Annotated in this window: 19 protein-coding genes, 2 pseudogenes and 1 riboswitch; of the genes and pseudogenes, 10 read left to right on the top strand and 11 right to left on the bottom strand. The window is 37.1% G+C overall.

Going from position 1 to position 22,532, the window contains the following annotated elements:
* Positions 1-99: 99 nt before the first annotated feature.
* The 3 genes from IGK53_RS06320 (at position 100) to IGK53_RS06310 (ending at position 2,194) form a co-directional block, all read left to right on the top strand.
* The gene (locus IGK53_RS06320; RefSeq protein WP_002290719.1) at positions 100-510 is read left to right on the top strand and encodes an organic hydroperoxide resistance protein; all 411 of its coding nucleotides are present in this window, start codon (positions 100-102) and stop codon (positions 508-510) included.
* Between the two features lie 56 nt (positions 511-566).
* Positions 567-1,007, top strand: a complete 441-nt coding sequence (locus IGK53_RS06315; protein WP_002290718.1) for a MarR family winged helix-turn-helix transcriptional regulator — start codon at positions 567-569, stop codon at positions 1,005-1,007.
* Between the two features lie 149 nt (positions 1,008-1,156).
* Entirely contained in the window at positions 1,157-2,194 is a 1,038-nt protein-coding gene (locus IGK53_RS06310; protein WP_002290717.1) for an AI-2E family transporter, read from the top strand.
* A gap of 134 nt (positions 2,195-2,328) precedes the next feature.
* On the opposite strand, the pseudogene IGK53_RS06305 reads toward IGK53_RS06310, so the two are convergent.
* Positions 2,329-3,559: pseudogene (locus IGK53_RS06305) on the bottom strand (LPXTG cell wall anchor domain-containing protein).
* 147 nt (positions 3,560-3,706) lie between these two features.
* On the opposite strand from IGK53_RS06305, the gene IGK53_RS06300 reads away from it, so the two are divergent.
* Entirely contained in the window at positions 3,707-5,260 is a 1,554-nt protein-coding gene (locus IGK53_RS06300) for a helix-turn-helix domain-containing protein (protein WP_002329232.1), read from the top strand.
* A 110-nt stretch (positions 5,261-5,370) separates the two neighbouring features.
* Here the strand turns inward: IGK53_RS06300 and uxuA are convergent, their stop codons facing one another.
* Together uxuA and IGK53_RS06290 are read right to left on the bottom strand one after the other, a co-directional pair.
* The gene (gene uxuA, locus IGK53_RS06295; RefSeq protein WP_002306671.1) at positions 5,371-6,456 is read right to left on the bottom strand and encodes a mannonate dehydratase; all 1,086 of its coding nucleotides are present in this window, start codon (positions 6,454-6,456) and stop codon (positions 5,371-5,373) included.
* Positions 6,456-8,093, bottom strand: a complete 1,638-nt coding sequence (locus IGK53_RS06290) for a mannitol dehydrogenase family protein (RefSeq protein WP_002335724.1) — start codon at positions 8,091-8,093, stop codon at positions 6,456-6,458. The genes uxuA and IGK53_RS06290 overlap by 1 nt, the downstream gene beginning before the upstream one ends.
* Before the next feature lie 183 nt (positions 8,094-8,276).
* On the opposite strand from IGK53_RS06290, the gene IGK53_RS06285 reads away from it, so the two are divergent.
* The 6 genes from IGK53_RS06285 (at position 8,277) to IGK53_RS06260 (ending at position 13,692) form a co-directional block, all read left to right on the top strand.
* A complete protein-coding gene (locus tag IGK53_RS06285) occupies positions 8,277-8,936 on the top strand; it encodes a GntR family transcriptional regulator (protein WP_002329234.1) in 660 nt (219 codons plus the stop codon).
* A 144-nt stretch (positions 8,937-9,080) separates the two neighbouring features.
* Positions 9,081-9,644, top strand: a complete 564-nt coding sequence (ahpC, locus tag IGK53_RS06280; RefSeq protein ID WP_002290708.1) for an alkyl hydroperoxide reductase subunit C — start codon at positions 9,081-9,083, stop codon at positions 9,642-9,644.
* A 9-nt stretch (positions 9,645-9,653) separates the two neighbouring features.
* Complete coding sequence (gene ahpF / locus IGK53_RS06275; protein ID WP_002306667.1) at positions 9,654-11,183, top strand: alkyl hydroperoxide reductase subunit F; 1,530 nt, start codon at positions 9,654-9,656, stop codon at positions 11,181-11,183.
* 269 nt (positions 11,184-11,452) lie between these two features.
* The gene (locus IGK53_RS06270; RefSeq protein WP_002329235.1) at positions 11,453-11,761 is read left to right on the top strand and encodes a DUF2200 domain-containing protein; all 309 of its coding nucleotides are present in this window, start codon (positions 11,453-11,455) and stop codon (positions 11,759-11,761) included.
* 98 nt (positions 11,762-11,859) lie between these two features.
* On the top strand, positions 11,860-12,387 hold the full coding sequence (locus IGK53_RS06265; RefSeq protein ID WP_002306663.1) for an HdeD family acid-resistance protein: 528 nt from the start codon (positions 11,860-11,862) through the stop codon (positions 12,385-12,387).
* A 153-nt stretch (positions 12,388-12,540) separates the two neighbouring features.
* Positions 12,541-13,692 (top strand): cation:proton antiporter, encoded by a 1,152-nt coding sequence (locus IGK53_RS06260; protein ID WP_002319954.1) that lies wholly within the window; start codon positions 12,541-12,543, stop codon positions 13,690-13,692.
* 96 nt (positions 13,693-13,788) lie between these two features.
* On the opposite strand, the pseudogene IGK53_RS06255 reads toward IGK53_RS06260, so the two are convergent.
* The 8 genes and pseudogenes from IGK53_RS06255 to IGK53_RS06220 all read right to left on the bottom strand — a co-directional run bounded on the left by IGK53_RS06255 (position 13,789) and on the right by IGK53_RS06220 (position 22,418).
* Positions 13,789-15,826, bottom strand: a pseudogene (locus IGK53_RS06255) (penicillin-binding transpeptidase domain-containing protein).
* A gap of 130 nt (positions 15,827-15,956) precedes the next feature.
* The gene (locus IGK53_RS06250) at positions 15,957-16,841 is read right to left on the bottom strand and encodes an LCP family protein (protein WP_002306660.1); all 885 of its coding nucleotides are present in this window, start codon (positions 16,839-16,841) and stop codon (positions 15,957-15,959) included.
* Positions 16,842-16,933: 92 nt separating this feature from the next.
* Entirely contained in the window at positions 16,934-17,815 is an 882-nt protein-coding gene (locus IGK53_RS06245) for an FtsW/RodA/SpoVE family cell cycle protein (RefSeq protein WP_430605040.1), read from the bottom strand.
* Between the two features lie 124 nt (positions 17,816-17,939).
* Positions 17,940-18,106: riboswitch (M-box (ykoK) riboswitch) on the bottom strand.
* 223 nt (positions 18,107-18,329) lie between these two features.
* Positions 18,330-18,536: a hypothetical protein gene (locus tag IGK53_RS06240; RefSeq protein ID WP_002306658.1), complete on the bottom strand. Its 207-nt coding sequence runs from the start codon at positions 18,534-18,536 to the stop codon at positions 18,330-18,332.
* Positions 18,537-18,551: 15 nt separating this feature from the next.
* Entirely contained in the window at positions 18,552-19,166 is a 615-nt protein-coding gene (locus IGK53_RS06235) for a flavin reductase family protein (protein WP_002306657.1), read from the bottom strand.
* 147 nt (positions 19,167-19,313) lie between these two features.
* A complete protein-coding gene (locus tag IGK53_RS06230; RefSeq protein WP_430605039.1) occupies positions 19,314-19,997 on the bottom strand; it encodes an N-acetylmannosamine-6-phosphate 2-epimerase in 684 nt (227 codons plus the stop codon).
* Between the two features lie 114 nt (positions 19,998-20,111).
* Positions 20,112-20,570: an ASCH domain-containing protein gene (locus tag IGK53_RS06225; protein ID WP_430605038.1), complete on the bottom strand. Its 459-nt coding sequence runs from the start codon at positions 20,568-20,570 to the stop codon at positions 20,112-20,114.
* A gap of 84 nt (positions 20,571-20,654) precedes the next feature.
* Entirely contained in the window at positions 20,655-22,418 is a 1,764-nt protein-coding gene (locus IGK53_RS06220) for a 1-deoxy-D-xylulose-5-phosphate synthase (protein WP_002329238.1), read from the bottom strand.
* Positions 22,419-22,532: the final 114 nt, after the last annotated feature.

Raw genomic sequence — 22,532 nt, 5'->3', positions numbered from 1 at the left:
GTGCTTTCTCTTTTTTCTTGAATAATCAATTTCTTTGCTTTTCATAATTAAATTGTGTACAATCTAATTGTATTAAATATAATAAAAGGTGGTAATCTTATGAAAAAAATGTATTCTACAAAAATGATCAACACAGGCGGACGTTCTGGAGAAGTCCATAATCCTGATCACACATTCGAATTAAATATTGCAGCTCCTGGTAAACGTGTTGAAAACGCAACAAATCCTGAACAATTGTTTGCAGCTGGTTTCAGTGCCTGTTTCAACAGTGCATTGGAGTTGATTAAACAACAAAAAAATATTTCTGGCGCTTCTACTGTCAGCGCACAAGTTTCTCTTTATTCCGAAAGTGAAATGAGCTTTGTCTTAGGCGTAGAGATTGAAGGATCTATCGAAGGCCTTTCTCTAGAAGAAACCCAAGAATTATTAGAAGCTGCACATAAAGTGTGCCCCTATTCAAAAGCGACAGCTGGAAATATCGAAGTTACTCTGAAAGCTGTTAGTGAATAGACTTTTTTGTGTAAATCCGCTATGATACACTATAGTGAAACAGCGGAGGTGGAAAAATGGAAGATCTATATTTAGCTAATCAAGTATGTTTTCCTTTATATGCCGCCTCTAAGGAGATCATCAGGCACTACACTCCCCTTCTCAAACCGCTGGATCTTACCTATACCCAGTATCTTGTGATGCTAGTTTTATGGGAAAAGAAAAAGACTACAGTGAAAGAGCTAGGAAATGATTTGTGTCTGGATTCTGGTACGCTAACCCCCTTACTGAAGAAGTTAGCAGAAAAAAATTATATCAAGCGTCAGCGTGAAACGGATGATGAAAGAATCGTAAATGTTACGCTCACTTCTCAAGGAGTTGCGTTGCAAAAACAAGCAGAAGGTATTCCACAAAAGATCAAGTCTTATCTTCCACTTGAACAGGAAGAATTGGATACACTGCAACATCTGACCCGAAAAATGCTAGATAATTTTCATCAAGACCAGAAAAAGGGCTGAAACTGCTAGATGAACGATTTTATGAGGAAAACCAACTCATAAGATAACGTCATTTAGCGGTTTTTCTTTTTGCTCTTTCCCTTTCTTATTTTCGTATTCCATCATATAATGAATAACGTGTTTATTTTTGTTATTTGGAGGTTGTCAAATTGTCCGTTTATCAGCGTTTTTTGGCGAATGAAAAAATACGCCGCCTCACGGTTTTATTATCTGTCATTTTTGTACTTTTCTTAGTAAGAAGTATGATTACAACCATTTTACTCACATTTATCTTTACTTACTTGATGATCCACCTTGTTCAGATCATTCAGCGATTTGTCCGAATCCCTACAGGTATTTTAGCCATCATGATTTATACATTGATCGTTTATCTTATCTATCTGGCATTCACAAAGTATATCCCGATGCTTATTCATCAAACATTCGATATGATTCAATCTGTTATTGATTTTTACGAGCATCAACCAAAAGATGCGGATCCAGTTTTACAATACATCCACAATTATATCGAACGGAACGATTTCTTTGAACAGCTTCAAAATGGTGCGTCAATTGCGCTTGGCTATTTACAAGATATAGGAAAACTGGCCGTGGCGTTCGCTATGTCGTTCATCTTAAGTTTCTTTTTTATGATTGAAAAGCAAAAAACGATTTTATTCTCACGGTTATTTCTAAAAAGTGAATTTTCTTGGTTCTTTCAAGATCTATATTATTTCGCCGATAAGTTTGTCAATACATTTGGTTTAGTATTAGAAGCTCAATTTATTATTGCTCTTTTAAACACTCTACTCACAACTATTGCCTTGGCCGCATTTGGCTTTCACCAACTGCTGAGCTTAGCAATTATGATATTCATTCTAAGTCTGATCCCTGTAGCAGGCGTTATTATTTCTTGTATTCCTCTATCTTTCATTGCTTATTCCCAAGGAGGAATCAGAGATGTTGTTTATATCCTGATGACGATTTTGGTTGTGCATCTGATCGAATCTTATGTACTGAACCCAAAATTAATGTCTAGCAAAACAGACTTGCCGATTTTTTATACATTCGTGGTCTTGCTTGTTAGTGAACGATTCTTTGGCGTTTGGGGATTGATTGTCGGCATCCCGATTTTCACCTTCTTTTTAGATGTGCTGAAAGTGAAAAAGATTCCGAATCATTCACCAAGAGAAACAGATCTCCTTTAAATTAAAAATGAAGAAAGATAAAAATTAGAACGACCCTAAATATCAGATTTAGAATCTGTTATTCAGGGTCGTTTTATTAATATTACTTTTTCGTTTGTAAAAATGTGTTCTCCGACATTCTTCAAATGTCAGTGTCATCTATTTTGTTTAAATCTTTTTACAGAAAACATTGTTGTTATACTTAAAAGAATGATTCCGCTCCACAGTATGACTTTATTTTGTGCTTCTCCAGATTTTGGCAGCTGTTTATTTTTCGTATCAGGACTAGCAAAGATTGTATCTTTGCTACTTTTTAAAGTCTCAGCTAGGTGAGGTCTATCAAATCGTTGTGTGTGTATTCTGCTTTTCTTCATTTATTTGTCGAATGGTTGTATTTATTTTTTGACTCTCTTTCTTTTCATCCTTTTGGGTGCTTATCTCTTTTGCCGTTATATTTGTTTCAGGTGTTTTTTCTGGCATTTCTGGGGCCACATCCGGCTTTTCTTCTGGAAACCCATTTGGTGTTTCTGGATTCTCGGTTTCATTATCCGTGTCTGGTTTTTCTTCTGGTCTTGCTTCGTTGCTAGAGTCCGTATCTGGTTCTGGAGTCACATCTGGTTTCTCTGGATTCTCGGTTTCATTATCTGTGCCTGGTTTTGTTTCCGGTATTGTTTCGTTTCCAGAGTCTGTATCTGGTTCTGGACTGACATCTGGTTTTTCTTCGGGAGTTGTTTCAGGTTTTGATTCATTGTCTGGCTCTGGCTTCATTTCTGTATCAGGCTCTTCACCAGGTTCTATTTCCGATTGTTGTTCTCCGTCTGGATTTTCTGTAGGCGGTATATCAGGCTTGTTTTCATTTTCTGGTTTATCCGTTGGTTCCCCAACAAGATCTCCTCCTCCTGAGTCGATCGATGAATCTTGCTCAACTGTCTGCCGTTGACTATACGGCGTCAGATAATGAAGATCGTTCGGTAAGCCATCTGATACTTTGACAGTAAACAGTGCTGGTTTTAGCAAGTCCTGATTTAATGTGACGGTGAAAGTAAATGTTGCTTGCTTGTGTTGGATAGACAAAGTATTCTCGTCGTAACTGATCAATAAAGCAGGGTCAACATTCTCAAATGTAACAGCTGATTGTCGTATCGGTGCTAAGTCTCCCGAATAATCAACTGTTGCTTTGATGGTCGCTGTTTGTCCTTTTTTCAATTTTGTGACACCTGAATTGAAGGAAGAAAATTCATCTTGGAAAGTAATTCGATTAACATTGGCCCATTTGGTTTCTGCCCAATTTGCTGTTCCTATCTCCTCTGTATGCACTGTCTGATTTATAGTAAGCGATAAGCTTAAGGCTGTAAATGTTGAGATTAAGATGGTTGGATATCTCATAACTCTCTCACTCCTTGATTTTTTTGTATGCAAGAAATAAGATAGTAGAGATTGTACCTATATGTTTACTGTCTTTTTGTCTAGATTCATGAAAAAAACAGTAATATTTTCTAGTTTTAACAATTTAAGTAAAAAGGAGCGCCCTTCATGCAAACCCAAGAAGCGATAAAAACGTATCTTTTAAAGAAAAAAAGCAATACAAAATTAGATATTTTTCTTTTCCTGTCTGAACATCGTTTCTTTATTACTACACAATATTTAGCAGATCATTTCCATATGTCTGAATCAAATTTTCTATTATACATCAAAGAATTAGAACAAGATTTTGAGCGTCTAAATCTAACAGAATTGCATATTGATAAACAAAAACCTTTTTTGAAGTTGAATTTTGAAGGAATTGATCCGGCTTATTGCTACTATCGTCTATTTGGAAGGTACTGCAACGAATCGGTCAGTTATGAGATCTTGACTTCTTTGTTCAGTTGTCAGACAAATTCGATTATCAGTTTAAGTCAGCAAACGAACTATAGTGCCTCTTATCTGTATACGAAAATGAAAAAAATCAATGCATTTTTAGCATTGTATGGTTTGTCTGTCTCCTTTTCTAATAATGGAAGAAAGTCCTTTTCTGGAAAAGAAGTACAAATCCAATATGCAGCATTAGATATTTATTGGAATATCTTTTCAAGTACTGCTACAGATTTTTATGATGAAGAACCACAGGTAGTTGCTTTTATGATGAATACTTTTTTTAAAAAAGAGGTACTTGACCGACTGAATAGCGGTATGATGGATAAATTATATTTGCTGTTGAAAATATGTAAAGAAAATTTTCCGGCTACTTCTGTAAAAGGTGTGCAAAGAGAGTTTGATGAGTATGAATATATTGACTTTTTTATTGATCCCTCTGTCGATATTTTGCGTCCCAATCTGCCAATTTGTCGCGAACAACGCATCCTAGTGAATATTTTAGTACGGCTCTCTATCACGAAAATCGAATCAGAAAAAACAAGTTTGGAGCAATACGAACTTTTAAGAAAAGCAAATGTTCCTCATGTTCTTTATTCAAGAAAAATGGTGGAATCCTTTTGTACTGTATTTGATTTGCTTATGCCTGAAAAAGAAAAGATTCTTTACTCGTTGGCGTTCGCACGAAATAAACTTTATAATGGATTTCTTAACTTCAATCAACCAAATACGCCCCTTCCTACTTTTATGCTTTATCAAGAGCATAACGTATTGAAAGAAATCCAAACAGCTATTGAACGATTTTACATGGATTTCAGAGAACAAAATCAACATATGCTGCCAGATATTTTAGAAAAAGAAAATGTGCTATGGATGGTCGAAGATCTAGTACATTTATATGATCGTTACAAAAAACAACCGCTGATCGTGATTGGTGTGAACTATACGCGTGATTTTTATATCAGTAAAGATTTGATTGTTAAGATAGAACAAATTTTTTCAAATGAATCGATCAAAATACAAAACGATTTTATGGAGAACTGTAACATCGTTATCAGTGACTGCCCTTTGAAACAGTTGCCTTCCCACATCAAAAAAATATATATTTTAAAGGGAATCATCACACCAGAAGATTGGAAAAAAGTGATTATGAGGATTTCAGAATATATTTTTGAATTAAAAGAAGAGGCTCTTATGAACCAATCGGAAAAAGAAAATCAAGATAACCTCTAGTTCCTAGACCAAAGAAGTGACATAAATCCGTATACTGTTGAAAAGCATACGGATTTATGTCACAAAAATTTGAATATCTTTTTCTTTTACATAATAAAATTATAAATTATTTACTGGTTTTCTTTACGTTCGTTTCCTTTTTCAATTGCTTCCCATAATCCATTTAGATATACCGCACCTAATGCTCGATCATATAAGCCATATCCTGGTCTTCCTGTCTCATTCCAAATCATTCTGCCATGATCAGGGCGGATGTATCCGTCAAATCCGTTGTCATACATTGTTTTTAGTATACGGTACATGTCTAATGAACCGTATTCTGATTTATGCGGTGCCTCATAGAAATCTCGATTATCTAAAAACTTGATATTTCGAACGTGAGCAAATGGGATCCGGTCTCTTTGGCAAAATTCTGCTAAAATTTCATACACATCATTTTCTGGATCTTCTGCAATACTTCCTGTACAAAGAGTGATTCCGTTAGAAGGACTGTCTACTACTCGGCACAACCAATCTAGGTCTTCTCGATTCTTTACGATTCGAGGTAATCCAAAAATCGAGTACGGCGGGTCATCTGGGTGTACAGCCATTTTGACCCCTACCTCTTCACATGTCGGGATGATTGATTGAAGAAAATAAGCAAAATTTTCTCGAAGTTTTTCTTCGTCTACTGATGCATACGCTTCAAGCAAAGATTTGATATGAGCTAAGCGTTCAGGTTCCCACCCCGGCAACTCGAATTCATTGCTGGACTGTTCGATGCGTTCGACGATTTCTTTTGGATCAGCTGGAATATCAGCGGATATAAAAGCTAACGTAGATGAGCCATCTTCTAAGCGGTAATCAAGATCAGATTTGACCCAATCAAATACAGGCATAAAATTATAGCAGATGACTTCTATTCCATATTCTGCCAAGTTTCGAATCGTCTGCTTATAGTTTTCGATATACTGCTCACGGGATGGTAAACCAATTTTAATGGCATCATGCACATTGACGCTTTCGATAACCTTTAGTGTCAATCCACGAGACTCAATTTCTTCTTTTAATTCTTTGATCCGTTCCCTAGGCCACACTTCTCCTACTGGTATATCCATCAATGTGCCTACAATACCTTTGACTGCAGGTATTTGTCTGATTTCATCTAAAGCAATCTTTTCCTCTTGTGAACCGTACCATCTAAAAGTCATTTCCATTATAAAGTTCCTCCATGTTCTTGTAAGTAATTCTGTAATGTTTTTCGTACGGCATTGGGTCCTGCCAACATTTTGATGAACATTCCTTCTATTTTTCTGCCAATCTCAGCTTGATAAAGATCTACACCAAAAATTTCTTTATTTGACAAAATAGGAACAATTTTCTCTTGGATATGTGAGGTATCTTGCGTACCCAATTGAATATCAGAAAGCCTGTGCTGAAGTTCCACCAGCAAAGGATCTGGACTCGGTGTGAATGGTTTTCCTTGATCATCAAGGCCAATAAGGTATCGAAGCCAAGCAGCGAGAATCAATGGGATGAACACAAGAGTCTGTGGGTCCTTATTTTCTATTTCCATATATTTTTTAATCGTCTCACCGTAACGAATCGCCACCTTTTGAGAGGTATCCGTGGCGATTCGCTGAGGCATGTCAGGAATATTTGGATTAGAAAATCGCACAGTGACTACTTCTTCAAGAAAGGTCTTTGGATCAATGATTCCAGGCGATTCTACGACTGGAAGACCTTCATTGTACCCGATTTCAGAAACTAACAGTGACAAATCTGGATCTTTCATCTCTTCAGCTATACTCCTATAACCCAGTAAACAACCCATAATAGCTAAAGCCGTATGCAAAGGATTAAGACAAGTCGTCACTTTCATCGTATCTGCTTTATCTACCGTTGCACGATCAGTCAAGAACACTCCAGCTTTTTCGAATCTCGGACGTCCGTTTGGAAAATGATCTTCCATGATTAAATAATGGATATCTTCTGTATTGACGAATGGCGCAATATTGGTTCCCTTTGCGGTTTGCAAGATCGACATATTTAAAAACCCTTCTTCTGCCAACATTCTGCTAACTGATATGGAAGGATTCGGAGTGATACGATCAATCATTGTCCATGGAAACGCAACGATTTCTTCATTCGATAAGTATTGGATAAATGTTTCTGGTACATAACCTTCCTTTTGCCATTCTTTTGCGATCGCTAGCAACGAAGTACGTAATTGACTGCCGTTTTGTGAAAAATTATCTTTAGAGACAAGTGCAATCGGCCAAGCTCCCGATAAAAACCGTCTATAAAGTAGTGCAGCAAGAATACTCATCGTATGTGATGGCTTTTTCGGACCATTTTTTATATCAACTGCAATCGGTCCTATATATTTATTACTTGTATCTTTCAATCGATAACCTTTTTCAGTAATAGCAAAAGTAACTAATTGTAAACTCGGATTTTCAAAGTGACCAATCATCTTAGCAAAGTGTTCCGAACAATCTGGATGACAATACAGACTGTCAGCTGTCGCAGCTAATACACGTTTGACAAATTTTCCACTGCTTGGCATGACCACTTCAAGAATCAAATCATCAAAAACTCGGTAAGCCTTTTCAATTATTTCTTCATCGAATGTTTCACAAACAATGACACCAGTGGGCAATTCGCCTTGATCCGCTAAACAATGAGCGATTTCTGCATGAAATCCTCGATAAAGATTTCCGCCACCAAAATGGATCCAGACAGGATTTCTTTGTCCAGTTTCTCTTAATGATGCACGGTCAAAATGAGGTATTTCTACTTCTTTTTGAGATAATTCAGGAATAAAGTTCTCCCAGTTGTTTAAATCAATCATTTTTCCCCTCCTAAACTAACATATCAGTTTTTGTCTTCAAATGAATTTTATGCAATAAAAACCGCTATGTCAATCAAAATTTTACTATTTGTACAAATCTACGAGTTAAAGTGACATATCAGATTGTTTTTCAGATCTCTTCTGTTATACTACGTTCATAGAAATGATTTTGGAGGTATAAAAATGAAAAGTAGCTTGCAATCTCAAGCTTACCAAGCGATTCGTAAACAAATCATCTATGCGGACCTAGAACCTGGAAGAAAAATATCTGAAAAAGCGCTGGAGGAACATCTTTCTATCGGCCGGACCCCCATTCGCGAAGCATTGATTCAACTACGTCAGCAAGAACTCGTGTACACAGCTCCTCAAAGTGGTACGTATGTTTCAAGAATCAATCTCTATTCTGCAGAAAATGCTCGATTTGTTCGAGAACAATTAGAACAGCAAATCATGATTGAATGCTGTTCCAAATTGGACCATCAAACACGAATAGTGTTAGAAACGATTTTAAAAGAACAAGAAAAAGCAGCCCAAATAAAGGATGAACGTGCGTTTTTTCGTGCAGATAATTTATTTCATGAAGCTTGTTTCGAAATTGCCGGCAGAAAAGAAGTTTGGAACTGGTTAGATGACCACAATACCCATTTAGAACGTTTTCGTTGGTTAAGAGTGACCATACAAGGGCTTCCATGGGAAACGATCATGGAACAACATGAAGATTTATTCAGAGCATTAGTCGATAAAAAACCAGAAGAAGCTCGTTTTCAAACGGGATTGCACTTGCACATGATGCTGAAAGAACAAGAAACTGTCACTCAACGTTATCCTGAGTATTTCAAGTAGTTGTATTTTCTTATGCCTCTTCCATTTTATAATTAACCAGCGTTTTTGAGTAATCTTTATTAAATAACAAAATATTCATTGACTTTCTAACTCCAACTAAATTACAATCATTATAAATAAATAATTATTATTGGAGGTTTTACTATGTCATTGATTGGGAAAAAAATCGAAGAATTTAACGCTCAAGCTTATCATCAAGGAGAATTTTTAGAAATTAGCGAGAAAGACCTTATGGGGAATTGGAGCATCCTATGTTTCTACCCAGCAGATTTCACTTTTGTTTGCCCCACTGAACTAGAAGACTTACAAGAACAATACAGCACCTTGAAATCTTTGGGTGTTGAAGTCTTTTCTTGCTCTACAGATACCCATTTTACTCACAAAGCATGGCATGATACATCAGATGCTATCGGTAAAATCGAATACACGATGATTGGCGATCCTTCGCATCGGATTTCTCGTATTTTTGATGTGTTGGATGAAGAACAAGGATTAGCTCAACGAGGAACATTTATTATTGATCCAGACGGCATCGTTCAAGCTATGGAAATCAATGCAGATGGAATTGGCCGTGATGCTAGTGCACTGATTGATAAGATACGGGCTGCTCAATATGTACGTACCCACCCAGGTGAAGTTTGTCCGGCAAAATGGAAAGAAAGTGGCGAAACATTGAAACCAAGTTTTGATCTTGTTGGAAAAATTTAGGTGGTCGACATGTTAGATAAAGAAACTAAACAAAACCTCGAACAATATTTAGCACTGATTGAATCTCCTATTGTTTTTTCTGTTAGTTTGGATACTAGTGAAAATAGTCAAAAATTAGCAGAATTTACGAAGGAAATATCAGAAATGTCTCCTAAAATCTCTTGGGAAAAAAAAGAGTTGATGCGGACACCTAGTTTTTCTATCAGCCCTCTTGGCAAAGAAAGTGGAATTATTTTTGCTGGTATCCCCCTCGGTCATGAATTTGCTTCTTTTTTACTAGCACTGTTACAAATTAGTGGACGGGCACCAAAAATCAGTGAGTCTTTGAGTCTCAAAATCAAACAAATCAAACAAAAGCTGCATTTTGACAGTTATGTTAGCTTGACTTGTCACAATTGCCCGGACGTTGTACAGGCATTGAATATATTAGCTGTATTAAATCCAAATATTACTCATACGATGATTGAAGGCGGTATGTTCCAAAAAGAAATTGATGATAAACAAATCATGGCAGTGCCAACAGTGTTTTTAAATGGTGAAGAATTTAGTAGCGGACGCATGACGATCGAACAAATCGTTGAAAAAATCACTGGTCCTTTGGTTGAAGAAGAATTATTTGAAAAAAAACCTTATGATGTATTAGTGGTCGGTGGCGGACCAGCAGCTAGTAGTGCAGCTATCTATGCAGCACGTAAAGGAATCCGCACAGGGATTGTTGCTGACTCCTTCGGTGGACAAGTCGTTGAAACACTGGGAATTGAAAACATGATTGGTACCCCTTACACAGAAGGGCCAAAATTAATGCAGCAAGTAGAAAATCATGTGCGTAGTTACCCTATCGATATTATGATCAATCAAGAGGCTGTTTCCTTAAATAAAGAGCAAGATTTTATCAATATCGGCTTGGCTAACGGTATATCACTTCAAGCAAAAACTGCAATTATTGCGACAGGTGCGCACTGGCGTTCTATCAATGTACCGGGCGAAAAAGAGTTTAAAAATAAAGGAATTGCTTATTGTCCACACTGTGACGGTCCTCTATTTAAAGGAAAAGAGATTGCTGTTATCGGCGGTGGTAATTCTGGTGTTGAAGCAGCAATCGATTTGGCTGGGTTAGCAAAACATGTATATGTTCTAGAATTCTTACCAGAATTAAAAGCAGATCAAATCTTACAGGATAAACTAGTCTCTCTTGCGAATGTCACTGTTATCAAACATGCAGCGACGAAAGAAATCAGCGGTACGAATCAGGTAGAATCTCTCTCCTATATCGATCGCCGTACGATGGAGATGCATACACTAGCTGTTTCAGGAGTATTCATTCTAGTCGGCTTACTCCCTAATACGGATTGGCTAGATGGAACGATCGAAATGAACCCAAGAAATGAAATAGTGACCGAGAAAAATGGCGCAACGAATATCCCCGGCGTTTTCGCAGCTGGTGATTGTACAGATAGTCCATACAAACAAATTATCGTTTCAATGGGTTCAGGAGCTACTGCAGCTTTAGGAGCATTCGATTATCTGATGCGCACTTGAACTATAAAGATTGTACAAAAGACAGATAGGGGTTGTGAGCCTGCCGTTCAGCTCCGAGTCACAAGGAACAATTTCAATAAACAGTTTCTCATGTTTGTTGAATATTGTGACTTGTGGCTGAGGAGTAGGCATGAGAACACCGTTTATTCGAAAAAAAGGATTGTGATAAGAATTTTGTCACAATCCTTCTTGTCTTTTTTTTTGAATAATCACTTTTTCTTCTCTTTTTCTTATATACTATAAGTAGTAAATAGTTTGAGAGAAGAAAGGTGACTGATTATGGCGCAAAAGCAGAGAGAAAAGATCGTACAAAAGAGGAAGTAGATGAAATCATTTGCTGGCTGACAGGTTATTCCCAAACAGAACTAGAAGAGCAACTACAAAAACAAGTGACTTTCGAACAATTTTTTGCGGAAGCCCCTGCCCCCAATCCTTCTCGTTCTTTGATTACAGGTGTTGTTTGTGGTGTGCGAGTAGAAAACATCGAGGATAACTTGATGAAAGAAATTCGTTATTTAGATAAAATGATCGATGAGCTAGCAAAAGGCAAAAAAATGGAAAAGATCCTCAGAAAATGATCTTTCTTAAGAAGCTCTTCTCCTTCACTCATTTTGTAACGTTTGATTTGGTAAAATGACTAGTTCACGTTAAAATAAGTCAAAGGAGGTTTTCTTATATGTTTGAGACGATTAAACAAAATATTCAAAAATATGCCTTATTAAGAGCTGCTGTTTATATTATTTCTGGGATTGCGATTGTGCTAAACCCTTCTGCTGTTTTTCATTTTATCGGTTATCTGATCACTGCCTATCTTGTTTTGCTTGGGGTGTTGAATCTTTTTGAGGCTTACCGTTTTAAAAGGAAAACAGGTTCTTGGAGTATCGGTCTGTTTAGTGGTCTTTTTTTCCTGATCTGTGCGCTGATCGTTTATGCTTTTGCACCTGCAATCGTTTCTATCCTGCCGATTCTTCTTGGATTAGCTGTTATCATCAACAGCTTGTTCCAGTTGTTCTTCAGCATGAATACAAAAGCTAAAAGTTGGAGTGTTTATAGTATTCTGTTGTTGATTGGCGGATTCGTCTTATTGTTTAATCCATTCAAAAGCTTGATGGTTCTATTTCAAATATTCGGTTTCATCTTGATTTTCATGGGCATCCAGGAAATCATCAATTTTATCAGAGTAAGAAAAATGACTATACGTTAATCGTTTTTAGTTATTAAAATAGACTGTTTAAAAACCAACAAACCAAAAAATACTTTTGGATTGTTGGTTTTTTTATGAGTATATTTTCCTATTTTTTCAATAATATATGTTATGCTAAGTTCGGGCTATATTTTATAAAAAGGAATGATGAGAATGGAATTTATTGGTATTTTATGCCTGATATTGATTTCAACAACGATTGGCTCACATATCTCTAGGAGATTAGGTATTCCAGCAGTAATCGGACAATTACTTGTTGGTGTTTTGCTAGGACAAGCTGGATTGAATTGGGTCAAACCGGATATTCTAGTCCATGACTTCTCGGAGATTGGTGTAATCTTATTGATGTTTTTAGCTGGTCTGGAAAGTGATTTATCTCTTTTGAAAAAATATTTCCGACCAGGCATGTTCGTTGCTTTACTCGGAATCATCTTCCCTGTTGTTTTTGGTTGGCTAACAGGCGAAGCATTCCAAGTTTCGGGAAATGAAGCGATTTTCTTTGGGATTATTCTTGCAGCAACTTCTGTCAGTATTTCAGTTGAAGTATTAAAGGAACTAAACGTGGTGAATACGAAAGAAGGCTCAACTATTTTAGGTGCTTCTGTTGTAGATGACATTTTAGTCGTTTTAGTCCTAAGTTTCAGTCTATCTTTTCTCACTGGAGAAGCTTCTAGCAATGCTTCTTTACCGCTTGTTTTGATTGAACAGCTCGTTTACTTTGTTTTTATTTTCTTATTAGTCAAATGGATTGCACCCTTCTTGCTTTCATTTGCAGAAAAAGTGTACGCAAATTCTTCTATTATCATCGTATCGCTAGTTATTTGTTTAGGTATGTCTTACGTAGCGGATCTTGTAGGTCTTAGTTCTGTCATTGGTGCCTTTTTTGCTGGGATAGCAGTCAGTCAGACAAAGGTCAAAGAAGAAGTATACCACAATGTTGAAGCTTTAGGATATGCAGTATTTATACCAGTATTTTTTGTCAGTGTAGGATTAGAAGTTGATTTTTCTGACTTTGGTGAGCAGCTTCTCTTTATTTCTATATTGACGCTTGTAGCAATTTTGACCAAATTGCTTGGAGGGTATTTTGGTGCTCAGATTGCCGGTTTTTCTCAACATAGTTCATTGATGGTCGGTGCTGGTATGATTTCGCGTGGAGAAATGGCTTTGATCATTTTGCAAATTGGACAGCAAAGTCAATTGATCGAACCACAGTACTATTCACCTTTAGTAATCGTGATTTTATTAAGTACACTTATTTCCCCACTTGTTCTGAAATATTTTACAAAAAAAGTTTATGAAGTGTGAGTGACCCAGAAAGTGGTCGTGAACCTGTCGTTTATGCGAAAAAAGGACTGTGACGATACCGTCACAGTCCTTTTACTATAGTTATGAAGTCGTTCTTTATTGATAATTTTGGTTGAGGTATTGTAATAGTTCGGGTGCTCGTTTAGTTGCTGAATCATCATCTTCTTTATTTTCCAACATGCTAACCATCATATATCCTTGGTTATCAGGGTTGAAAGCAAACAAGAAACTGTTCTCTTTCCCTTTTTCATCCTGTTTTTCTTTGATTTCCGCTGTACCAGTTTTCGCTGCCAATGGAATCCCTAAAGCAGAAAGAGAATGTGCTGTACCATTTACATCTTGCACAACTTCTCTCAGATCTGGCACGATCGTTTGTACTGCTGTTTCGCCGATGACATTCTTCTTATCTTTTGTCTCTTTATCTGCAATCAATTTAGGATAGACAAGTGTGCCATTGTTGGCAAAAACAGAATACATTGCTGCTTGCTGGATAGGATTAATTAGAAGTTCGCCTTGTCCATATCCAGTATCAGCTAGCAAGATATCTGAATTAAAGCTCTCTTCATTAGAAATTTGTGCTGGATTCATACTGATTGGCAAATCAAGGTCTTCACCAAAAATGAATTTATCCAAACCTGCACGGAAATTCTTCTCCCCCATTTTTCAACGTTTCTTGCGCCATATATATATTATCGGAATAAATCAAAGCAGTTTTTAAGTCTACTTGTGACACATCACTAACACGAGTTACTTGATACGATCCCCAAGAACTATCTTTTTGCCATTTAAGCCCGTTGATCGTCAACACTTCATTTGGATCGATAGTGCCGTTGTCGAGACCGATTGCTGCTGTGATCATTTTAAACGTAGATCCAGGAGCATAACCTGTCGCAAATCGGCTGATGAATGGTTGTTCAGGATTTTCTTCATAAGCTTTGTAGTCTTCTTGTGAGATCCCGTTTGTCATTTTGTTTGGATCATAGCTTGGAGAGCTAGCAAGCGCAAGAAGATCACCGGTTTTTGGCGTTGTCGCAACAGTCGATCCAGCTTTTCCTCCTAGACTGTCGAAAGCTGTTTTTTGTGCCTTTGCATCGATTGTCAATTTGATATCTTTTCCGTTTTGGACTTCATGCTCGATCAGAACCTTTTTCTCGACACCGTCTGTATCTGTGATGCTTAATTTTCCACCTGTAGTCCCACGAAGATCCTTATCAAAAGCCATTTCCAAACCAGATCGTCCGATTTTTCCATTACTGCTTAATTCTGGATTTTTATCAATATCTTCTGCTGTGATATCTCCCACGTAACCAATCAGTTGAGCAGCTGCTTCACCCAAAGGATAATATCTGCCGTCTACTTCTTGGATGGTAGCTCCAGCTGGAAGTTCTGGCGTTGCTCCATCAATGATTTTCAATGGGACAAAGTAATCGGGTTGTACCCAGCTTTGTGAAATAGCCTGATTGATAGCATCTTCTGTTAAGTCGAATGCAGAAGCAATGGCTTTGATATTGGCTGTTTTTTCGTCCCCATCCCCAAGTTTGCTTGGAACAACTCCTAATTGTTTTAGTTTGCCGGTTGTTGCTAATGGTTCCCCATTTCGATCTAAAATGTTCCCTCTTGTTGCTTCTTGCGTGGTCAGACTTACTTTGTCATTTCCTTCCATTTCTGGAAAAACCAAGTTAGGCTGCCAGTTGATCGTGGTTTTTCCATCATTTCTGTCTAATGTTCCTTTATAAGAAAGATCTTTCAATTCACCTAATGAGGTATTCATCTTTGCTTTATATGAAAAGCTATAAGTAGAATCATCTTTTTTATCTACTTTTAGATTTGATATCTCAAGTCCTTTGACATCGGCAGCACCGTATATATTTTGGTATTTTTCTAAGATCTCTTTTTCAGATAATGCACTTTTATTTGCTGCCTTTTTCGATGCCATTCCTGCAGCTTTGTTATAATCTCCTTTGTTTAAAGCTTGGACAAATTGCTCAACCGTCTTTTCTCCAGCTTCTACTGCTTGGGTTTCTTGGTAGTGCCGGTAGTAAAAATAACCGCCACTTGCAGCTACTATTAAAATCACTGCGCCGGCAATATAAGCGCCTGTTCGATTTTTGCCGTGCTTGTCACTTCTTTTCATTTTTTCCTCCTTCTTTTGCTTGTTATTCCTTTATTTTCACTATTTATACCTGTTTATTCTAACATAATAAAAGAAGTCAGAACATAACATAAATTGTTATTTCTAACTTCTTTTCTTTTATTTTCTTTACTTAATTATTCAGAAATTTTTTGATTGCTTCTTGGTTTTTGGTCAAATCTAATTCCAGAACACTTCCGGAAGGCGTATTGTCGTTGAAGTCCCAACTGCCGTCTACTGGTACGGATAATGTATCGATCTTTTTATTATCGTCTTTGAGGAAATCCATACCGCAATCCAGTAGCACACTCTCAGGAAGGTTCGTTTGGATACTGCCAAGTAGTTTTCCCACCGCTTTCGGTAATTTAAATATCGAAGTGACGTCTTTCAGCTGCTGAGAGATAGCTTTAATCACTTGTTGCTGTCTTCTAATCCTCCCAAAGTCCCCTTCTTCGTCTTCACGGAATCGAGCATACTGCAGTAACGTATTGCCATCCATTACTTGCTTCCCTTTTTTTATATATACGCCATCTAAATCTAAAGATTTTTCTGCATCAATCTTTACTCCATCAGGAAACAGTTCATTGACGCAATCGATAAAATCTTGAAATGTGATACTTGCATAATACGGGGCTTCAAATTTGAAATTTTCCTTTAATGTTTGGTTCAATAAATCAATTCCTCCGTAAGAGTACGCTGCATTGATTTTATCCATTCCGTAACCTGGTATATCGACATATGAGTCTCTCATGATAGAGATTAGTTTTGCTTGTTGTGTTTTCTGGTCGTATTGTGCAACCATAAGTGAATCTGAGCGACCATTTTCGTCTTTCGAACGGGCATCCGAACCAATCAAAGCCACGTTTAGTGTGGTAGGGACACTTTTCGGATCTACCTTTTTTACAGTTGAGGTCTGTTTTGCAGACGAAAATCCATGGACAAATTCAATCGAAAAAAAGCCGACTACTAGTGTAAGCAGTAACAAAACAGATAATATGATTTTTTGAAATACTTTCATTGCGAATTCCTCTTTCTAAAAAGAATCTCTCGCTTGAAAAATAAAAGATAGTCCTTTATGATAATTCAAACTGAGAGATTCTCAGTTTCTCTTTATTGTTTTTCAGGTCGATAGAGCGGCAACTCTTCGGCCTGTATCTTCGAAGAAATATTCAACGTGATCCCGATCCCTAAAGAAAGGATCAGATAACTTGTTCCTCCATAACTAACAAATGGTAATGGCACGCCAGTCATTGGCATAAGCCCTGCGATACTTCCCACATTCATTATCGTCTGAACGAATAGCAAAGTTCCGAATCCTAAAAGAAACAATCCAGCTTGCTGATTTTTACAACGACTGCTTAAACAAAAGATTCTCATGCATAATGAGAATAATAAGAAAAGTACACACAATGCACCAATTAGCCCAAGCTCTTCTGTAATGATCGAAAAAATAAAATCTGTTTCTGTCTCTGGAAGATATCCCTTTTTTGTGATACTGTTTCCTAATCCTCTCCCCCATATGCCACCATTGTATAGTGCATAAAACGAATGAGTCATTTGATAACCCGCACCATGACTATCTATGAAAGGATCTCTTAAAGTTGCAATCCTTTCATAAGCATGATTGAACATCTGGGGAAGCCAGCCTTTGTTTCCTAAATATAATACTCCGCCGGCTGCTCCAAGTGCGCCATTGACAGTGACACCGAATATTCCTACTCGTACTAAGATCAAAAAGAAAATCGATAAAGCTAAACCATATCCTGCTATTTTAGGGTGAAGTAAATAGTGCAGTTTGATTGAACGAGCTAAGAAGATTACGCCCCAACTCAAAAATATGAAAATCAGTTGGCGCAATAATAGACTTTTTGTATTTTCATCTGCTTGCAATAAACGATAAGAACTAGCACTGTATACTTCTAAAAGACCGATCATGGACAAAGTCAAATAAGGACCCAAAATCCACCAATCGATCTTTTTTCTTTTTTTCACCGCATCTCCTCCTCCCACAGTAATCCACTTGTCAGGTAAGGAGCGAGTTTGTCTCTTCAAATAAGTCAGTCTTGAAACTATAAAGAAAAGGCCAGAAACCTTTTCGAACAAGAATTCTGACCTAGCATCATCTCATCGTCCGAGTTTTAGCACTATACAACGTAAAGAAAACATTCTTAGCTATTGGAAAAAGCCTTAATCCGACAGTTTCTGTTTTACCCATTGGCGACTTTCGACGTTTCTGGGCAATAGCCTATGTTTGTATAGGAGCCTCACCTAACAAGGTTATTACTATATTCTATTTACGAGTCCATGATAGACTTTTCCTAATGAATAGGCAATGAAATTTGAAATGAAATAGTGAAATTTAACAATCTTTAATATTTTTTAGGAAAAAATAACAAATAACGTAAAAAAATCCCAGCGCAGTTTCGTTCAATTGTGCTAGGATTCCTTGATAATCTTTTTATTTTTAGTGTTTTTTTATATGATTTTCACTTTTCGGAATAAATGTTTATTTGTTTAAGTAATTGAATAACCCGCTAATCATGTGGTCTGTTAATCCTATTTCTTTGCCGTCTAAAGTAACTTTGGTGACGACAAAATGATCTTGTAATGGCGGAACTTCTAAATACTGCCCTTGCAGAAAATCATTCACTGTCTCGTATTCTTTTCCCATTTCTTTTGAATCTGCTGATGGTTTATAACTTATTTTTAACATAACTATTACTCCTTCTTATTGGGGACGTGCGATCGTGAAAATTTCTCCTATTGCTGCATAATCATTTCCTGCCAAACGGCTTATAGCATTCAATTCTCTTGGATCGATTCTTCCCGTCTTTTCATCATAAACTGTTTCATTCAAATGATATTTCTGTACTTCTAGCAAAAATAAATCAGCTGTTACTTTATTTTTATTCCGTATCTCGACATGTTCATATAAGGTTGTCTCAAAACGAACTTTTGCTTCTGTCAATGCTGGTACTGAAATGATTGCTGAATCCGTTAAAGTCAATTCAGTCAAGTGTAGTTCGCTTTCCTCATTAGGCAGATTAGCAGCTGTTTTATTTGCTTCTTCTACGTTGTCCTCATCAAGGATATGGATGACCGCTTCTCTTGTCTCAAGAATGTTTTTTGCTGTGTCTTTTACTGTATCTTGTTTTCTCTGGATCGCCAAGGATAAGATAGGTGGATTCGAACTGACAATATTAAAGTAACTGAAGGGTGCGATATTCACTATATCATTTACGGATTTAGTCGTTACTACTGCAACCGGCCTGGGGATAACTGAACCAATCAGCAACTTGTAATTTTCACGTTCTGTCAATTCTGAAGGACTTCGTTCAAACATGGTCTCGCCTTCTTTCTATAAAATACGCTAAAAAGCAGATCTGCGAAGACAAAAGGAAAAGCAACACTTTCCTCTTCTTCTTAGAATCTGCTTTAAACTATCTATTAATTTTTCTTTTTTGTCAAGAATCTGTGCCGTACGTGTTTTTTAGTTCTTTGCTTTATTCGCGGCTTCGACATATCTTTTAGTGATGAATTGTGGACGGGTGATGATAGATCCAATCACGACTGAAAAAGCACCTAATTCATAGACTTTCTCTACGTGTTCTGGAGAGTCAGTATGGCCTTCCATGACTACTGGTATATTGACTTGTTCTATGATCTGATTCAACAAATCAAAATCAGGCTCCTGTGTTTTTCGAGAATATTCTGTATATCCTGCTAATGTCGTAGACAAAAGATCAAAACCATCTTCTTGCGCTTGAAGCGCTTCCTCAAAAGTCGAAATATCTGCCATGGCTAATCGACCGTGATCGTGGATCATTTGGACAAGCTCAGCTGTTGTTTTTTCTGTCGGACGTTTACGAGAAGTTGCATCCAGTGCAATGATCTCAGCTTGCGTCTCCAAAAGTTCTTTCACTTCTTTTTCTGTCGCAGTAATAAATACTTCTGATCCATCGTAATCTCTTTTGATAATCCCTATTACCGGCAAATCAACGATTCGCTTGATTTCATTGATATCTTCTGTTTTATTTGCGCGAATACCAACTGCTCCGCCTTCTTTTGCAGCCAAAGCCATTCTCCCCATGATAAAAGAACTGTGTAATGGCTCATTTTCCAAAGCTTGACAAGAAACGACAACCCCACCTTTTATTTTTTCCAGTACATCCACACTATCTCCTCCAATGACGTTCTCTAGAAATACATCTTCTTATAAAAATGTAACCCTTTTCTATCTAAGAGTCAATAAAGTAGCTATCCTTTTTCTTTTAGCAAGCCTTTCTTGCTAAAAGAAAATTACTTCAAACTCTTCATATACGATTAGCTTCTCTTCTGTAAATGCTATGTTCAGTGCTTCTTTGTAGACATGCTTGAAAAAGTCAGTATGGACTTTCCGCCAATAGGCTAACGTTCGATCTCCTTCTCCTTCTTTCCAAGCATGTTCTTCCGTGATTTCACTAAAAGGCAAGATAGTCACATTTATATTTTTGATGATACAAACTGGTTCATTTTTTCCATTCAGAACCACATCTAACTGACCCACTTTTGGTAAAGGTTCCTTCTCTTTTTTATATAGATCATATCCACTTGATGTACCGGTTTTTATTTTTTTTACAACTAACTCACTCAATTCATCTGCCATTTCTTCTGTATTCCCAAATGAAAAAAAGCTTAGTTCTTCTGATTGATACCTAGGATATTTTTCTTGAAACTTTTTGAAATATTCTTCTACTTTTTGATACATAATAGCATCTACTCCTTTGTTTCGTATAATAAAAACCATCCAGATACTAGTATAAACGATTATCTGGATGGAAAATACGATGGATTATTGAATATTTAAGACACGTAGACTATCCTCAACGATTTGGCTTGGTGTCAAATGATAACGTTCATAAAGTTTAACTGTTGGAACACTATCTGTGAATTCTTTCTTTGCACCGAAATTCAGCACATGCATTGAAGAATCACCATAATAACGACTGATTTTTTCACCAAATCCGCCTGATAAACTACCATCTTCTAATGTGATGACTAATTCATGGGCTTCTTTTAATTTATCTAATGTTTCTACATCATTTTCTGTGATTGTTCCTGGATTGATCAATGTTGCTTCGATTCCTTTTTCTCTAAAAGCTTCCACTGTTTCTTTTCCTAGTCCAAGAAAACCACCTAAAGCTAAAATTGCCACTTTTTCGCCTTTATTCACTGTCTGATAGGCTGGAATACTGTAATCATTTGCGATAGCTTTACCATGTTCCACACCATGAGTAGGGATTCGAATAGCTACAGGCTGTGCTGTTTGCTCAAAAGCCCAATCTAGCATAGAGATCATATCTTCTTTTGTTGCTGGAGCAAGATATTTGATATTCGGGATACTTGATAAATAAGGAATGTCAAACGTTCCTTGGTGTGTTCGATCACTAGCAGAGATCGTTCCGCCACCAACTAAAATGATGACTGGATTCTCGTTGATTGCTAAATCATGTGATAATTGATCATATGCCCGTTGCAGGAAAGTACTTGATTGGAAGACGACTGGACGTACTCCCTGAGAAGCCAAAGCAGAAGCAAACGTAATGGAATGCTGCTCGGCGATCCCCACATCAAAATAATGATCTGGATGTTTTTCTTGGAATGTTTTCAGTCCAAAGGCGCCTGGTATTGCTGCATTGACAGCGGCAATAGGTGCTGTACTTGTTTGCACTTTTTTATCCAGATAATCCATGATGATCGTATTGAATGTTTCTCCAGAAGCTGCCTGTTTTGCTTCTCCTGTAGACAGATCAAATGGGACGTGCCAATGATATTTCATTTTATTATCGATCGCTGGCTGATAACCGCGGCCTTTTTCCGTATGTACGTGAAGTACGATTGGATGATCAATATCTTTTACTTCTTCAAATAAACGGATCACCGTTTCTAGGTCGTTTCCATCATCCACATAGCGATAATCAAATCCCATAGCTTTAAATAGGTTATTACTGCTTTCACCGTGAGTTTGACGAAGCTCTGCTAAGTTCTGATATAAGCTACCGTGGTTCTCATCAATAGACATCCCATTATCGTTTACTAATACGATTAAATTGGTCTGTAAAGCGCCGCCGTTGTTCAGCCCTTCAAAAGCTAAGCCGCCACTTAGTGAGCCATCTCCAATAAATGCTACCACATTTCCTGATTCTTTCTTCAAATCTCTGGATTTAGCCAACCCAGTAGCTAAGCTGATAGATGTAGATGTGTGACCCACTGTAAAATAATCATGTTCACTTTCGTGTTGATTGGAATACCCGCTTACTTCATGGTAATGTCCTTTTTCAAAGCCATTTTTCCGACCAGTTAGCAGCTTATGACCATAAGATTGATGGGAAACATCCCATACGATTTTATCCTTAGGTGAATCAAATACATAATGAAAAGCGATCGTTAATTCGACTACACCTAGATTCGGACCAACGTGCCCACCTACATCGCTGTCCTTTTGCATGATCTTTTGGCGCATTTCTTCTGCCAGCTGTTTCATTTCCTCAACAGATAACTTTTTGACATCTGCTGGACTATTGATTGTATCCAATACATGTAATGCTGTACTCATTATACATTCTCTCCTTCGTACTATCTTCTTTTTAGTTGAAAATAGATTTGTAACACTTTATCTATTCTACTCCTTAGAGTTGACTCTAAGTCAATAGTATTTTTAAAAAAATTC

Origin of the sequence: Enterococcus sp. DIV1224, from assembly GCF_050555455.1 — a bacterium.
GTDB classification, from domain to species: domain Bacteria; phylum Bacillota; class Bacilli; order Lactobacillales; family Enterococcaceae; genus Enterococcus_B; species Enterococcus_B lactis.
Note: the sequence above shows the minus strand (reverse complement) of the source record. Positions and strands in the feature narration are given on the sequence as shown.

Bases quoted from the DNA above. Each gene is read 5' to 3' on its own strand.
- IGK53_RS06320 (WP_002290719.1), top strand. From the start codon at position 100: ATGAAAAAAATGTATTCTACAAAAATGATCAACACAGGCGGACGTTCT.
- IGK53_RS06315 (WP_002290718.1), top strand. From the start codon at position 567: ATGGAAGATCTATATTTAGCTAATCAAGTATGTTTTCCTTTATATGCC.
- IGK53_RS06300 (WP_002329232.1), top strand. From the start codon at position 3,707: ATGCAAACCCAAGAAGCGATAAAAACGTATCTTTTAAAGAAAAAAAGC.
- uxuA (WP_002306671.1), bottom strand. From the start codon at position 6,456: ATGGAAATGACTTTTAGATGGTACGGTTCACAAGAGGAAAAGATTGCT.
- IGK53_RS06290 (WP_002335724.1), bottom strand. From the start codon at position 8,093: ATGATTGATTTAAACAACTGGGAGAACTTTATTCCTGAATTATCTCAA.
- IGK53_RS06285 (WP_002329234.1), top strand. From the start codon at position 8,277: ATGAAAAGTAGCTTGCAATCTCAAGCTTACCAAGCGATTCGTAAACAA.
- ahpC (WP_002290708.1), top strand. From the start codon at position 9,081: ATGTCATTGATTGGGAAAAAAATCGAAGAATTTAACGCTCAAGCTTAT.
- ahpF (WP_002306667.1), top strand. From the start codon at position 9,654: ATGTTAGATAAAGAAACTAAACAAAACCTCGAACAATATTTAGCACTG.
- IGK53_RS06265 (WP_002306663.1), top strand. From the start codon at position 11,860: ATGTTTGAGACGATTAAACAAAATATTCAAAAATATGCCTTATTAAGA.
- IGK53_RS06260 (WP_002319954.1), top strand. From the start codon at position 12,541: ATGGAATTTATTGGTATTTTATGCCTGATATTGATTTCAACAACGATT.
- IGK53_RS06250 (WP_002306660.1), bottom strand. From the start codon at position 16,841: ATGAAAGTATTTCAAAAAATCATATTATCTGTTTTGTTACTGCTTACA.
- IGK53_RS06240 (WP_002306658.1), bottom strand. From the start codon at position 18,536: ATGTTAAAAATAAGTTATAAACCATCAGCAGATTCAAAAGAAATGGGA.
- IGK53_RS06235 (WP_002306657.1), bottom strand. From the start codon at position 19,166: ATGTTTGAACGAAGTCCTTCAGAATTGACAGAACGTGAAAATTACAAG.
- IGK53_RS06225 (WP_430605038.1), bottom strand. From the start codon at position 20,570: ATGTATCAAAAAGTAGAAGAATATTTCAAAAAGTTTCAAGAAAAATAT.
- IGK53_RS06220 (WP_002329238.1), bottom strand. From the start codon at position 22,418: ATGAGTACAGCATTACATGTATTGGATACAATCAATAGTCCAGCAGAT.